Origin of the sequence: Pseudomonas sp. DR48 (assembly GCF_019823085.1) — a bacterium.
In the GTDB taxonomy this organism is placed as follows: Bacteria; Pseudomonadota; Gammaproteobacteria; order Pseudomonadales; family Pseudomonadaceae; genus Aquipseudomonas.
On record NZ_CP081946.1, the window covers coordinates 3,852,609 to 3,865,574 of the forward strand.

The following is a 12,966-nucleotide window of genomic DNA, read 5'->3' on the forward strand; positions in this document are numbered from 1 at the left end:
ATGAACATCCTTGTCGATTTACTGGCTCTCTTATGCCTCAGCGTCCAAGGTGGCGGCAAGTGGCCATTACGCCAGATGCTGGGGGATCCAGCAGCATCCGGTGAGCGTGAGATGACAGAAGCTTCATCATTGCATTGGGGAAATGCGTTAAAACACCTGAACTTATCGGACGTTTCCTGCTCTCATGCCGGTAGCCATTGGTCGTGGCCGCCTGATAAGCTCGCGGCTTTACTCGATTGCCCTTTAGGCGCATGAACAAGGAAATAGCATGAAACAGCATCGGTTGGCGGCGGCGGTGGCCCTGGTTAGCCTGGTACTTGCGGGTTGTGATTCGCAGACCAGCGTAGAGCTGAAAACCCCGGCGCAAAAAGCTTCCTACGGGATTGGCCTGAACATGGGCAAGAGCCTGGCTCAGGAAGGCATGGATGACCTCGACTCCAAGGCTGTAGCCCAAGGCATCGAAGATGCCGTCGGCAAGAAAGAACAGAAACTGAAGGACGACGAACTGGTTGAAGCCTTCGCAGCGCTGCAAAAGCGTGCTGAAGAGCGCATGGCCAAAATGAGCGAAGAGTCGGCTGCTGCCGGCAAGAAATTCCTCGAAGACAACGCCAAGAAAGCCGGTGTCACCACCACAGCTTCGGGCCTGCAATACGAAGTGGTCAAGAAAGCCGACGGCGCACAGCCTAAGCCGACTGACGTAGTGACCGTTCACTACACCGGCAAGCTGACCAACGGCACCGTATTCGACAGCTCCGTCGAGCGTGGCAGCCCGATCGATCTGCCGGTCAGCGGCGTGATTCCGGGTTGGGTTGAAGGCCTGCAACTGATGCACGTTGGCGAGAAGTACAAGCTGTACATCCCTAGCGAACTGGCTTACGGCGCCCAAAGCCCGAGCCCGGCGATTCCAGCCAACTCGGTGCTGGTATTCGACCTGGAACTGCTGGGGATCAAAGATCCAGCAAAAGAAGACGCTGCCAAGTAATACGCGTCTGCTCCAAAAACAACGCCTCGCTATATGCGGGGCGTTGTTGCATCTGGCGTTCAGCAAGGGTAAACAAAGCGAACGGATGCCACACAGTGCAGTCATAGCCATTGAGACGCCATCGCTAGCCGCGCTGGAGCGCCAAGTCAATGAAATCTTGGGTTTTTTTATGTGAGTAAAAAACGCCCGATCTGAGTTGAGGCCTTATGAAACGGGGCTTTCAGCCGTGAAAAATAGCTCTGTTCACAAGGTTATCCACAATTTGTGTGGATAACATTTCAGTCGGAGGAATGATGAAAGCACCCTGGAATTTCGAGCGTTTCCTGCCCCTCGCCGGACGCCTGCTTGCCCGGGGCCGTTTGCCGACCCTGTTGTTCGCTGTCGCCAGCAAAGGTGCAAGTCAGGGCAACCGACTGGGCAAGCTCAAAGACGATCTGCGCTTGTTGCAGGCGCTCTGCCTGGCGTACTGGCGCGGCGAGTACCGCGCCATCAGCCCGAAGGCGATGATCTCTGTAGTAGCCGGCCTGATGTACTTCCTCAGCCCGGTGGATGCGATCCCGGATTTCATCCCGGTATTTGGCATGCTCGATGACATCGCCGTGCTGGCCTGGCTGATGAAAGTTCTCGACGATGAACTCAATGGCTTTCGCGCCTGGCGCAATCGTCAGCAGCCGGAGAAGCTTGCGGTGGTCGAACGTCTCCCTGACACTCCCGAACAACTTCGGCTACAAGGACCGAAAAAAGCATGATTTGATGGGACATCGTCCCTATTTCATGCCCCCGCGCGACCTTGGCCGCTGTTAGGATTACACTTCTAGGGAAAAGTGCCGACTCGCTAAGTGTCGTTGTCCTACGGGGAAGTCATGGATATCCAGATAATCACACGCGAAGGCGAGCCCGAATATGCGGTTTTGCCGTGGGCTCAGTATCAGGCTCTACTGAAAGCAGCAGGCATTAACGAGCAGCCGGTGCCCGACGCACCGGCACGTCAGGCGGCACCGCCAGACCAGATTTTGCCTGGTCTGGATCAACTACGCAGTTTGCGCGAAGGGAAGGGCATCGCCATCGAGGCGCTGGCCCGCACGGTAGGCATCAGCCCGTCTTATCTGGCCTTGATCGAAAGTGGCGAGCGTCAACCCGACGCAGCGATTCGCCGCAGCCTGGCCTGGGAATTGACGGTGCCAGGGTGGAGGGACGAATCGTGAGCGTACGCATCAGTCGTCAACATTGGGACGGGTTGCTGGGTGAGCTGGATCAGGCGCGTCGCCAGCGACATCTTTTGACTTACCGAGCCTTGCTGGAACGTTTGCAATTGCCCACGCCGGCCATGCAAACCCTGACCGCAGCGCTCGAGCATCTGGCAGCGCTGGACGCCAAGGCCGAGCAGCCGCTGCGCAGCTCGCTGGTGATCAGCCAAGGCGCCAGTCGCCTGCCTCGTACCGGTTTCTTCGAGTGCGTCGAGCGTCTGGGGCGATTCTCCGGGCCGTCAGACGGCGTTGCTGCCGCCTCGTGGCACGCCTCGGAAGTGGTGCGAGTCTTCGAATACGAATACCCCGAATCAGCGGAGGCCTGAGTGTTTTTAAAGCTCAAGGCACGGGCCTCTTACTGGCTGGCCCGCCGGCTGTTTCACTGGTCATGGTTCGTGCGACAGCCACGGGGCTGGAGCTGGCTCGAAGGCCAGTTTGCGCGCATGGCCAACCTGGGTGACGTCGGCGCGCAAAGCTTCTATGGCCACATCCTGACCTTTCGCGGCGTCGGCCTTGGCGCTCGTGAGGAAGGCGTGCGATTGCTGCGCCTGGCTGCGTTGGCGGGGGATGGCAAGGCGGCGTATCAAGTGGGCGTGATCAGTTTGGCGGGAACGCCGAGCAAGGCGCCGGACCCGGTGGAAGCGGCGAGATTTTGGAACATAGCGGCGAAGGCGGGGCATCCGTTGGCTGAGCTTAAATTGAAAGAGCTGGCGGCTCGGGATGCTGCGAAGTAACCCGATCGTTTGCGTTTCTGACCGTTCGTGACGTATTAGAGAATTGCCCTACGCCAACATCGTCCGTTCCTGACTTTTTTCCGGATTGATCCCCCGCAAAGTCCTGCGTGTTTATTGCTGTGTAAGCCTGTCGGAGATTTCCTTCGAGTTGTAGCGGCTTTCATGAACTGGTGCGAAGTCAGTTCACCCGATAGCCTTTGATGGTCACTGAGAACTCAGTGGTGGGGTGTAGGAACCCTTTCAGCATCGGTATCGCGTAAGCGTCGAAACCTGATTTGCGGCCGTCCATGTGCGTCCGTAACATCTATTGCGGCGGCTGTGCGCGGGCACGCTTCGGCGTGGTCGAGTCTCCGATGCTCGGTATTCCTACCCCGCGTATAGCTGCCACCCAAGCCTGTAGGAAGGCTTTTGGCTGATTAGATCCTGAGATTTTGGTTGTCTGGTCTGGCCTCTTCGCGGGCAAGCCCGCTCCCACAGGGATTTGTGTCGTTCGCAATAATCTCATACAACCACAGAAAACTGTGGGAGCGAGCCTGCTCGCGATAGCGTCAGCCCAATCACCGCTGCCCCATGAACAATTCCTCGTGCTGCGCTGGCACCGCCAGACTATCAATCACATGCACGCTATACCCCGGCACATTCTTCGCGTGGTGCTTGGCCTGCGAGGCCATCTCAGCCAACTGGCTCGCATCGAGTTTTCCACAGGCCTGGGGATGCAAATGCACCACGCCGATTGACAGTGACAGCAGTGGAAACTCCTGACGCACGCCCTGACGGTTCGGCGCGATAAAGCAGCCGGCTTCCAGGTGTTCGCTGCGGTAGAAACGCCGGCACTGGCTCTGGAAGTCTTCGAGCAATTGATTCAGGCGTTTACGCCAGTCTTGCGGGCCAAGCACCAGCAGGAAGTCATCGCCACCGATATGGCCGACGAAGTCGCGGGACGGGTCGACGCGGTCGTTCAGGCATTGCGCCAGGCACAGCAGGACTTCGTCGCCACGACCGTAGCCGTAGATATCATTGAAAGGTTTGAAACTGTCGATGTCGACGTAGCAGATCACCGATTCGCGCTGCTGTTGCAGCAGCCGGGTCAGGCACTGCTGAATGGGCACGTTACCCGGCAGCAAGGTAAGCGGGTTGGCATAGCGGGCTTGCTGGATTTTCAGTTCGGTAATCAGCTTGAGCACATCGATCACCCGGCCCAATCCCAAATAACCGCCGTCGAGGGTGATGATGAAATCCTCTTCGATACGCTGTCGGGCGCGACTGGTGATCAGGCGGCTGACCTGTTGCAGCGACTGGCTCATTTCCACGGCGAGAAAATCATCGTTCATCAAGCGGCTGATCGGCTTTCGGGCGAACAGGTCGGTGGCAAAGGGCTTGAGCAGCGCGTCCGACAGCGAATGCCGGTGGACGATGCCACAGGGGTGGCCTTGCTCGTCGAGCACCGCCAGCGAGTTCAGGTTGGCCTGGCGGCGAAAGGCTTCCAGCACCGTGGCCGTCGGTGTATCGCGGGTCACGGCCGGTTGCTCGTTGAGCAAGGCGCTGAGGTCGCTGCCTTCGTCATTCAGCGCCACGGCAGCGCTGTCGCGCTTGGGCATCAAGGCGCGTGCATCGCGAGGTGGCTGTTCCTGCGGGCGACACAACAAATAGCCCTGGACCAGGTCCACGCCCATCTCGGTCAACACCGCCAGTTCTTCGGGCAGTTCGATGCCTTCGGCGATCACCTTGGCCCGCGACGCCTTGGCGATTTGTAGGATCGAACCGACGAATTCGCGCTTGAGCGCGTCATGGTGGATGCCGTCGATGAAGTGCCGGTCGATCTTCACGTAGTCCGGACGCAACTCGGACCACAGGCGCAAACTCGAGTAACCCGCGCCGAGGTCATCCAGCGCGATGGAAAATCCCATGGCCCGATAGTGATGCAGGGCGTTTTGCAGCAACTGAAAATCATCGGTCGGGGTTTGTTCGGTGAGTTCGATCACCACCTGATCTGGGGGTATACCGAAATCCTGCAGCAATTGCAGGGTGCGACCGGGCTGGTGAGCGACTTCGAGCAGCGATTCGGGCGACACGTTGAGGAACAGTTTGCCCGGCAGTTGTTGTTCGTTGAACCGCCGACAGGCACTTTCCCGGCAAGCGATTTCCAGCTCGCTCAAGCGACCGGCCTGGCGCGCTACGGCGAACAATGCGATGGGGGAGTGCAGCGGACTGTTTGACGGGCCACGAGTGAGGGCTTCATAGCCGACAATGCGTCGCTCAGAGAGGGAAATGATCGGCTGGAACAGGCTGTGCAAACCGCTTTGAGCCAATATTGAACTCAACGCACTCAGCTGTTCGGTAGTGGTCATGGCATTCTCTGGCGATAAAAAAAAGGACTGGAAGCACTCTCTTGGATAAAGAGGGCTCCCAATCCTTTATTTCACGACAGAATGATGACTATTTGATGACGCTCCGGGGAGCGTCAGCATTAAATTGCCATCAGCCCTTTAGTGCTTGGCGACCGCCGTGTTGAGTTTCAAGTAATCCAGCAGAATCCGCCCGGTCTCGCTCAGGTAGGCATCGTCTTCTGGCTTGGTCTTGTCCGGCTCGGCCGCGATCGCGTCTTCGTCTTCTTTCTTCAGCTCTTTGAGCGGTTCTTCGCCCTTGGCCTTGCGACGGATGTTTTCCATCGCCAGTTGCTTGGCTTCGATATCGGCGTGTTGAGCACGGCGATCGGCTTCATTGAGGCTGACGGTTTTTTCGGCCATCAGCTTCTGGGCCAGGGCCAGCTTGTCGCGGATGAACACGAACTCCGCGTCCTTGGCCGTGCGCACGTCATGCTCGGACTTGAGCTGCGTGATGTACGGTTTGAACGGGTCGACCGCCGGCTTGATAGCGGCTTTGATGGTGTCCCACGGCATGGCTTCCGGCAGGGCACTTTCACCGATTTCCTTGGTGTCGATGATCGACGGGTAATCGATGTCCGGCAGGACGCCCTGATGCTGGGTGCTCTGGCCGGAAACCCGGTAGAACTTGGCCAGTGTCAGTTTCAGTTCGCCATGGTTCAGCGGCTGAATGGTCTGCACGGTGCCTTTGCCGAAGGTCTGGCCGCCGATGATCAGTGCGCGGTGGTAGTCCTGCATGGCGCCGGCAAAAATCTCCGAAGCCGAGGCGGACAAACGGTTGACCAGCAACGCCATCGGGCCTTTGTAGAAGGCGCCCGGGTTTTCATCTTCCAGCACATCGACCCGGCCATCGGCGTTACGCACCAGTACGGTCGGACCTTTGTCGATGAACAGGCTGGTCAGCTCGGTGGCTTCCTGCAAGGAACCGCCGCCGTTGTTGCGCAGGTCGATGACCACGCCGTCGACTTTGTCTTTTTGCAACTCGGTCAGCAGTTTCTTGACGTCGCGGGTGGTGCTCTTGTAATCCGGATCGCCGGCACGGAACGCCTTGAAGTCGAGGTAGAAGGCCGGAATCTCGATGATGCCGAGCTTGTAGTCCTTGCCATCCTGTTTCAGGTTGAGGACCGATTTCTTCACAGCCTGGTCTTCAAGCTTCACCGCTTCGCGGGTGATCGGCACGATCTTGCTGGTCTGGTCGTTTGGCGCATTGCTGGCCGGAATGACTTCCAGGCGCACCACGGTGCCTTTCGGACCACGGATCAGCTTGACCACTTCGTCCAGACGCCAGCCGACCACATCGACCATCTCTTTGTTGCCTTGGGCAACGCCGATGATCTTGTCAGCCGGTGCGACTTGCTTGGTCTTGTCCGCCGGGCCTGCAGGCACCAGACGCACGACCTTCACTTGATCGTTATCGCTCTGCAACACGGCACCGATGCCCTCGAGGGACAGGCTCATGTTGATGTCGAAGTTTTCCGCGTTATCCGGCGACAGATAGTTGGTGTGCGGGTCGTAGGACATGGCGAAGGTGTTGATGTACGCCTGGAAGATGTCTTCCGCGCGGGTCTGGTCCAGGCGCGTCAACTGATTCTTGTAGCGCTTGGTCAGGGTCTCCTGGATCTGCTTGGAGTCCTTGCCCGCGATCTTCTGCCGCAAGACTTCGTCCTTGACGCGTTTGCGCCACAGGTCGTCAAGTTCTGCGGTGGACTTGAGCCAAGGGGCGTCCTTGCGATCGATCAGCAAGGTCTCCTTGGTGGTGAAGTCCATCTTGTCGACGCCTTTGTCCAGCTCGGCAAGGGCAAAGTCCAGACGTGCCTTGACGCGGTCCAGATAGCGCTTGTAGATGGTGAACCCGGCGTTCAGGTCGCCGCTTTTGAGGAAGTCGTCGAACTGGGTTTTCCACTTGTCGAATTCGGCAATGTCGCTGGCCATGAAGTAGCTGCGCGACGGATCCAGCAGCTTGAGGTAGCTGTCATAGATAATCGCGGAGCGCGCGTCATCGAGCGGCGGCTTGCTGTAATGGTGACGCTTGAGCAACTCGACGACATTCAGACTGGCGATTACTTCGTCACGATCAGGCTGAAGCTTGTCCCAGCTATTGGCGGCAAACGAATTGCTCGACATCGGCAACAGACCGATACCAATGAACAGGGCTAGGGCGGTGCTTGGGAAAAAGTGCTTCATGCTGATTCGACGCGGGGACAATTGATCACGCATATTAGGCCGTCTTTGAAGTCGCCGGTTCTACGAGAGCCGGTCGCATAATGCAAGAAAGCCCGGCGCTACAGCTACGGGCTCAGTCCAGACTCACTATGGAGGCACTGTGAAAGCATTGCAAGGCGTGGAAGATCAAGTGGTGTGGGTTGAAGAGCCCAGTCCTACATGTGATGTAGGACAAGTTCGGATTCGAGTGGCGGCTGCGGGACTCAATCGAGCCGATTTGTTACAGAAAGCCGGCCTTTATCCGCCACCGCCGGGAGCCAGTCAGGCGCTGGGTCTTGAGTGTTCGGGGGTGATCAGCGAGGTCGGTGCGGGCTCGTCCTGGCAGGTCGGTGATCGGGTCTGCGCCTTGCTGGCCGGGGGCGGGATGGCTGAAGAGGTAGTTGTCGACGGACGGCATGTGCTGCCGGTTCCCGACGGAATGACCTTGGCCGAGGCCGCTGCGTTGCCAGAAGTGTACGCGACCGTTTGGCTGAATTTGTTTCAACTGGCTGCGCTCAAACCGGGTGAGAAAGTTCTCCTGCATGCCGGAGCAAGTGGAATCGGTTCAGCCGCCATTCAGCTGTGCAAGGCCTTTGGCAACCCGTGCTGGGTCAGCGTCGGTTCCGCCGAACGCTTGGCCTATTGCGAAGCATTGGGTGCCCAGGGCGGGGCGGTGCGGACAACGGATCTGGACAGCTTGAGGGATCTGGGACCGTTCAATGTGATCCTCGACCCGGTCGGCGGTGACTACGCAGCGCTTAATCTGAAAATGCTGGCCCTGGATGGCCGTTGGGTGCTGATCGGCCTGATGGGCGGCCGTGAGGCGAAGCTGGATCTGGCGCAGGTGCTGGCCAAGCGGGTGCAACTGCTGGGTTCGACGTTGCGCAGTCGCGACGATCAGTTCAAGGCGGATTTGTTCAGTGACCTCCGTCAGCATGTCTGGCCGCTGTTTGCCGAAGGGCGGTTGAGTGCGCAGTTGGCGAAGACGTTTGCGATCAAGGATGCCGAGGCGGCGTTTGCGGAGTTGGCGAGCAACAAGGTGGCGGGGAAGTTGGTGCTGATAATCGACGCAAGCCTGACCTGACTATACAAAACCTGTGGGAGCTAGCCTGCTCGCGATGAACGATGACGCGGTTTTCCAGCTAAACCGCGTCGCTTGAATCGCGAGCAGGCTCGCTCCCACAGGGTTTTTGGGTTATTTCCAGAGATGGATCGGCCAACCGGCCTTTTCGGCGTGCTCAAGCAACACCGGATCCGGATTCACCACGTGTGGGAAATCGACCTTTAGCAGCAGCGGCAAATCATTGCGCGAGTCGGAATAGAAGCTCGCGCCTTCGAGGTTTTCCTCTTCGGCATCCAGCCACTCCAGCAACCGAGTGATCTTGCCTTCGCGGTAGGTCAGGGTGCCGACGGTGTGGCCGCTATAAACCCCGTGCGCGACTTCCAGCTCGATGCCGAGAATCTCGTCGATGCCCAAGCGGTCGGCAATTGGCCGGACCAGGTGCGTACCCGACGCAGAAATCACCAGAATCCGGTCGCCAGCCTTACGGTGGGCGGCGATGGCCTTGGTGGCGTCGCTGAAGATGATCGGCTCGATGAAATCTTCCACCCAAGGCCCGACCAAATGGTCCACTTCTTCCGGTGTACGCCCGATCATCGGCTCCAGGCTGAAGGTCATGTAGTCCTCCATCCGCAGCTTGCCGTGGCTGTAGGCGTCCATCAGTTCGTTGTTCTGCCGCATGAACGACTCCGGGTCGACCCAGCCCAGGCGGCCCATTTGCTCGCTCCAGAGGGTGGCGCAGTCGCCGTGGATCAGGGTTTCGTCCAGATCAAAAATTGCCAAGGCCATTAGTGCGGTTCTCTCCGAGAACAGCTTCAAGCGGCAAGTTTCAAGCCGCAAGAAGTGATTAAGGTGGTCAGCAGTTTACAACTTGTAGCCAGCAGCTTGCAGCTTGCCGCTGCTTTCAAGCTACTTCACACAGGGCCGTCGGATCGATGGAAAGTGCCAGGCGCTGACCATCGGGATGCAAATCGGCCGCCGAGCGGTTCAGTACGTCCACCACCAATTCCACGCCCCGGGCTTCAATCCGGTAGCGAATCACGTTGCCCAGCAGGCTGTGGCTGCGCACTTGCGCATCAAGCTCGCCATTGAGGCTCAGTTCGATGGCTTCCGGGCGGATCGCAATGCGATGGTTGATCGGCCGCTGCAGCAGTTTCGAAGCGCTGGCAGGGTCCAGCAGGTTGTAGTTGCCGATGAAGCCGGCGGCAAAAACATCCACCGGGGCGGTGTATAGGGTTTCGGCGTCGCCGCTCTGTACGATTTTTCCCTGATTCATCAGGAAAATCCGGTCAGACATGGTCAGCGCTTCTTCCTGATCGTGTGTAACGAAGATCGTGGTCAGGCCCAGTTCGCGCTGAATCTGACGGATCTGTTCTCTCAAGTGTTTGCGAATCCGTGCATCCAGGGCTGACAACGGTTCATCCAGCAACAACAACCGAGGCCGCGTGACCAACGAGCGGGCGAGGGCCACACGTTGGCACTGGCCGCCTGACAGTTGGTGCGGATAGCGGGCGGCGAAGTCGTTGAGCTCCACGAGGCTCAGCACTTCGGTCACGCGTTTCTGGCTGTCGTCGGCGTTGACCTTTTGCATGCGCAAACCGAAGGCGACGTTCTGTTCCACGGTCATGTTGGGGAACAGCGCATAACTCTGGAACACCATGCCGATTCCGCGTTTTTGCGGACTCATCGGCACCAGATCGACCCCCTCCAGCAGAATCTTGCCGCCATCCACCGAGGTCAGGCCGGCGATGCAACGCAGCAGTGTGGATTTGCCGCAACCGGACGGGCCGAGCAGGGTGACGAATTCACCTTTCTGGATTTCGCAGTTGATGTCGCTGAACACCGTGGTGCCCGCGTAGCTTTTCTGTAGGTGTTGGACGCTGACATAGCTCATTCGCTTTTGTCCTTGTTCAAGATATTGGCCGCCCAGGTCAGAACCAGCACGAAGAAGAAGTAGGAAATCACCAGCGCACTGGTGAAGTGGCCGCTGCTGTTACGCATGTTGTTGAGGTAGACCTGCAGGGTTTCGTAGCGGGTGCCGACGAGGATGTTGGCGAACACGAATTCACCGAACAGGAACGAGAACGACAGCAGCAACGCCACCATCAAACCCTTGCGCAGATTGGGCAGCACCACCAGGAACGCGGCTTGCCAGGTGCTGGCGCCGAGCAGTTGGGCGGCGTCCATCAGGTCGCGCAGGTTGATCGCTTGCAGGTTGTTGGTGATCGCCCGGTACATGAACGGCAGCGCGATGGTGAAGTAGCAACCAATCAGAATCCACGGCGTACCCACCATCGCAAACGGCCCGGAGCCATAGAGTTGCAACAGCCCCACCGACGACACCACCGGCGGCACCGCGAAGGGAAGCAGGATCAGGATGTTCATCAGCGCATCGAGTTTTGGAAAGTGGTAATGCACCACGAACAGCAGCGGCAGAATCAGCACCACCGACAGGATCAGCGCGCCGACGCACACCAGCAATGACTGCCCGAACGCATGCAGAAAACGTGGATCGCTCCACAGCTGGATGTACCACTTGAAGGTAAAGCCGCTGGGCAGAATCGTCGCCGACCAACTGCTGGCGATCGAGTAGATCAGCGTCCCGAGCAGCGGCAGCAACAGAATCGCAAACAGCAGATACACCACGACGCGGTGATAGACACCGGCAGGGCCCAGTTCAACGCGAGACATGGTAGCTCCTCTTCAACAGCAGCTGATGCACGATGGTTACCAGGGTCATCAACGCCACCAGCACCACAGCCAGGGCACTGGCCAGGTTCGGGTCCAGAGAAATGTCGCCGGAGACCATCGCCGCGATGCGGATTGGCATCACGTTGAAGTTGCCTGTGGTCAGCGCGTAGACCGTGGCGTAGGCGCCGAGGGCGTTGGCCAGCAGGATGACGAAAGTGCCAAGCAATGCCGGAGTCAGCACGGGCAAGCCGATATGCCGCCAGAACTGCCAGCTGTTGGCCCCGAGCAGTTCGGCGGACTCACGCCAGTCTTCGCGCAAGGCGTCGAAGGCCGGGTAGAGCAGCAATACGCCCAATGGAATCTGGAAGTAGGTGTAGAGAATGATCACCCCGGTTTTCGAGTACAGGTTGAAATCCTGAATGATCCCGGCCTGTTTGAGCATGATGGTGAAGCTGCCGTTGAAGCCCAGCAGAATGATGAACGCAAAGGCCAAAGGCACGCCGGCGAAGTTGCTGGTCATGTTGGCGAACGCATTCACGAAATTGCGCAGTTTGGAGTCGACCCGGCGCAGGGAATAAGCGCCCAGCACCGAGATGATGATGCCGAATACGCTGGACCAGAAACTGATCTCGAGGCTGTACTGGATCGCCTGCATATAGAACTTCGAATTGAAGATCTTGGTGAAGTTGGCGATTCCCCAGCCGAACTCTTCCGATTGCAGGCTGTTGATCATCACCCAGACCAGGGGCGCGATCTCGAACACGATAAAGAACAATACGAAGGGCACCAGGCATAACGCTGCCAGCCATTTGCCGCGAGTCATGGCATTCACTTGAGCAGCTCCCTGCACACAGGTTTGTCATGGGGCGCACCCAGCAGTTCGCAGACGGTGCCGCAGATTTCAGTCTGTTTCGGTGTGGCGCCGGCGTTGAAGCTGAAGGCGTCGCCGAGGACGAACAGCGGCACTTCGCGCTCTTCCGGCAACAGGCCGTTGTGGGAGCGGTCGTTGTTCATGCCGTGGTCGGCGGTCACCAGCACCTGATAGCCGCTGTCGAGCCAGCCTTGCAGGTAGTCGGCGAGGATGATGTCGGCCGAGCGGGCGCTGTTGCGGTATTGCGGGGTGTCGAGGCCGTGCTTGTGCCCGGCGTCGTCGATGTTCATGGGGTGAATCAATAAAAACGCCGGGTCATGACGCAGGCGCAGGTTTTCGGCGTCGGCGAACAGGTGTGAATCGGGGTAGTGATCGGTCCAGTAGAAGTGACCGTGCTGGATCGGCAGGTCGGGGTCGTCGGTGTGGCGATCCCGTGCCGCCACGAACGGCGAACGGTTATACAGCTCGCTGACCCAGTGATAGGCCGCGGCGGCTGTCTTCAGGCCGGCATCGCTGGCGTAGTGATAAATGCTGCGCTGGTTGGACAGCCGCGAGACGTTGTTGTGAACGATGCCGCTCTCGATGGGCGCAACGCCGGTGAGGATGCATTCGTAAAGGGGGCGGGACAGGGCCGGCAGTTCGCACTCCAGTTTGTAGAGCGCCGCGCGTCCTGCGCCGACATAAGCCTGCAGGTGCCCCATGGCGTGGCGCGCGACCTCGTAGTTGAGGCCGTCGAGCACGACAAGGATGACGTTGTGCTTCATAGGGCAAAACTCCGCGAAACAGGAATTCAAA

At 58.7% G+C, this 12,966-nt stretch carries 14 protein-coding genes; 7 read left to right on the plus strand and 7 right to left on the minus strand.

The window, feature by feature from the left end:
• The 6 genes from K5K95_RS17430 to K5K95_RS17455 all read left to right on the plus strand — a co-directional run bounded on the left by K5K95_RS17430 (nucleotide 1) and on the right by K5K95_RS17455 (nucleotide 2,963).
• Complete coding sequence (locus tag K5K95_RS17430) at nucleotides 1-255, plus strand: hypothetical protein (protein WP_222585334.1); 255 nt, start codon at nucleotides 1-3, stop codon at nucleotides 253-255.
• Between the two features lie 13 nt (nucleotides 256-268).
• Nucleotides 269-982, plus strand: coding sequence for an FKBP-type peptidyl-prolyl cis-trans isomerase (locus tag K5K95_RS17435; RefSeq protein WP_222585335.1), 714 nt, complete (start codon nucleotides 269-271; stop codon nucleotides 980-982).
• A 293-nt stretch (nucleotides 983-1,275) separates the two neighbouring features.
• Entirely contained in the window at nucleotides 1,276-1,731 is a 456-nt protein-coding gene (locus tag K5K95_RS17440; protein WP_222585336.1) for a YkvA family protein, read from the plus strand.
• A gap of 114 nt (nucleotides 1,732-1,845) precedes the next feature.
• Nucleotides 1,846-2,187 carry a helix-turn-helix domain-containing protein gene (locus tag K5K95_RS17445; protein WP_222585337.1) on the plus strand — a complete coding sequence of 114 codons (342 nt, stop codon included), beginning with the start codon at nucleotides 1,846-1,848 and terminating at the stop codon, nucleotides 2,185-2,187.
• The gene (locus K5K95_RS17450) at nucleotides 2,184-2,555 is read left to right on the plus strand and encodes a hypothetical protein (protein WP_003223109.1); all 372 of its coding nucleotides are present in this window, start codon (nucleotides 2,184-2,186) and stop codon (nucleotides 2,553-2,555) included. The genes K5K95_RS17445 and K5K95_RS17450 overlap by 4 nt, the downstream gene beginning before the upstream one ends.
• Entirely contained in the window at nucleotides 2,556-2,963 is a 408-nt protein-coding gene (locus K5K95_RS17455; RefSeq protein WP_222585338.1) for a sel1 repeat family protein, read from the plus strand. It begins immediately after the preceding gene.
• A gap of 557 nt (nucleotides 2,964-3,520) precedes the next feature.
• On the opposite strand, the gene K5K95_RS17460 is transcribed toward K5K95_RS17455, so the two are convergent.
• Both K5K95_RS17460 and K5K95_RS17465 read right to left on the minus strand, forming a co-directional pair.
• Nucleotides 3,521-5,311, minus strand: a complete 1,791-nt coding sequence (locus tag K5K95_RS17460) for a bifunctional diguanylate cyclase/phosphodiesterase (protein WP_222585339.1) — start codon at nucleotides 5,309-5,311, stop codon at nucleotides 3,521-3,523.
• Nucleotides 5,312-5,449: 138 nt separating this feature from the next.
• Nucleotides 5,450-7,531: a carboxy terminal-processing peptidase gene (locus K5K95_RS17465; protein ID WP_222585340.1), complete on the minus strand. Its 2,082-nt coding sequence runs from the start codon at nucleotides 7,529-7,531 to the stop codon at nucleotides 5,450-5,452.
• A 139-nt stretch (nucleotides 7,532-7,670) separates the two neighbouring features.
• Between K5K95_RS17465 and K5K95_RS17470 the strand changes: the two genes are divergently transcribed.
• Entirely contained in the window at nucleotides 7,671-8,633 is a 963-nt protein-coding gene (locus K5K95_RS17470; protein WP_222585341.1) for a zinc-binding dehydrogenase, read from the plus strand.
• Nucleotides 8,634-8,744: 111 nt separating this feature from the next.
• Here the strand turns inward: K5K95_RS17470 and K5K95_RS17475 are convergent, their stop codons facing one another.
• From K5K95_RS17475 to K5K95_RS17495, 5 genes are all read right to left on the minus strand, one after another.
• Nucleotides 8,745-9,398, minus strand: a complete 654-nt coding sequence (locus K5K95_RS17475) for an HAD family hydrolase (RefSeq protein WP_045058073.1) — start codon at nucleotides 9,396-9,398, stop codon at nucleotides 8,745-8,747.
• A 115-nt stretch (nucleotides 9,399-9,513) separates the two neighbouring features.
• Nucleotides 9,514-10,503, minus strand: a complete 990-nt coding sequence (locus K5K95_RS17480; protein WP_222585342.1) for an ABC transporter ATP-binding protein — start codon at nucleotides 10,501-10,503, stop codon at nucleotides 9,514-9,516.
• Nucleotides 10,500-11,300, minus strand: coding sequence for an ABC transporter permease (locus tag K5K95_RS17485; protein WP_222585343.1), 801 nt, complete (start codon nucleotides 11,298-11,300; stop codon nucleotides 10,500-10,502). The genes K5K95_RS17480 and K5K95_RS17485 overlap by 4 nt, the downstream gene beginning before the upstream one ends.
• A complete protein-coding gene (locus K5K95_RS17490) occupies nucleotides 11,287-12,132 on the minus strand; it encodes an ABC transporter permease (RefSeq protein WP_222585344.1) in 846 nt (281 codons plus the stop codon). Before K5K95_RS17490 ends, K5K95_RS17485 begins: the two co-directional genes overlap by 14 nt.
• Nucleotides 12,129-12,935, minus strand: a complete 807-nt coding sequence (locus K5K95_RS17495) for an alkaline phosphatase family protein (RefSeq protein WP_222585345.1) — start codon at nucleotides 12,933-12,935, stop codon at nucleotides 12,129-12,131. The genes K5K95_RS17490 and K5K95_RS17495 overlap by 4 nt, the downstream gene beginning before the upstream one ends.
• Nucleotides 12,936-12,966 lie beyond the last annotated feature (31 nt).

Bases quoted from the DNA above. Each gene is read 5' to 3' on its own strand.
- K5K95_RS17430 (WP_222585334.1), top strand. From the start codon at position 1: ATGAACATCCTTGTCGATTTACTGGCTCTCTTATGCCTCAGCGTCCAA.
- K5K95_RS17435 (WP_222585335.1), top strand. From the start codon at position 269: ATGAAACAGCATCGGTTGGCGGCGGCGGTGGCCCTGGTTAGCCTGGTA.
- K5K95_RS17440 (WP_222585336.1), top strand. From the start codon at position 1,276: ATGAAAGCACCCTGGAATTTCGAGCGTTTCCTGCCCCTCGCCGGACGC.
- K5K95_RS17445 (WP_222585337.1), top strand. From the start codon at position 1,846: ATGGATATCCAGATAATCACACGCGAAGGCGAGCCCGAATATGCGGTT.
- K5K95_RS17460 (WP_222585339.1), bottom strand. From the start codon at position 5,311: ATGACCACTACCGAACAGCTGAGTGCGTTGAGTTCAATATTGGCTCAA.
- K5K95_RS17465 (WP_222585340.1), bottom strand. From the start codon at position 7,531: ATGAAGCACTTTTTCCCAAGCACCGCCCTAGCCCTGTTCATTGGTATC.
- K5K95_RS17475 (WP_045058073.1), bottom strand. From the start codon at position 9,398: ATGGCCTTGGCAATTTTTGATCTGGACGAAACCCTGATCCACGGCGAC.
- K5K95_RS17480 (WP_222585342.1), bottom strand. From the start codon at position 10,503: ATGAGCTATGTCAGCGTCCAACACCTACAGAAAAGCTACGCGGGCACC.
- K5K95_RS17485 (WP_222585343.1), bottom strand. From the start codon at position 11,300: ATGTCTCGCGTTGAACTGGGCCCTGCCGGTGTCTATCACCGCGTCGTG.
- K5K95_RS17495 (WP_222585345.1), bottom strand. From the start codon at position 12,935: ATGAAGCACAACGTCATCCTTGTCGTGCTCGACGGCCTCAACTACGAG.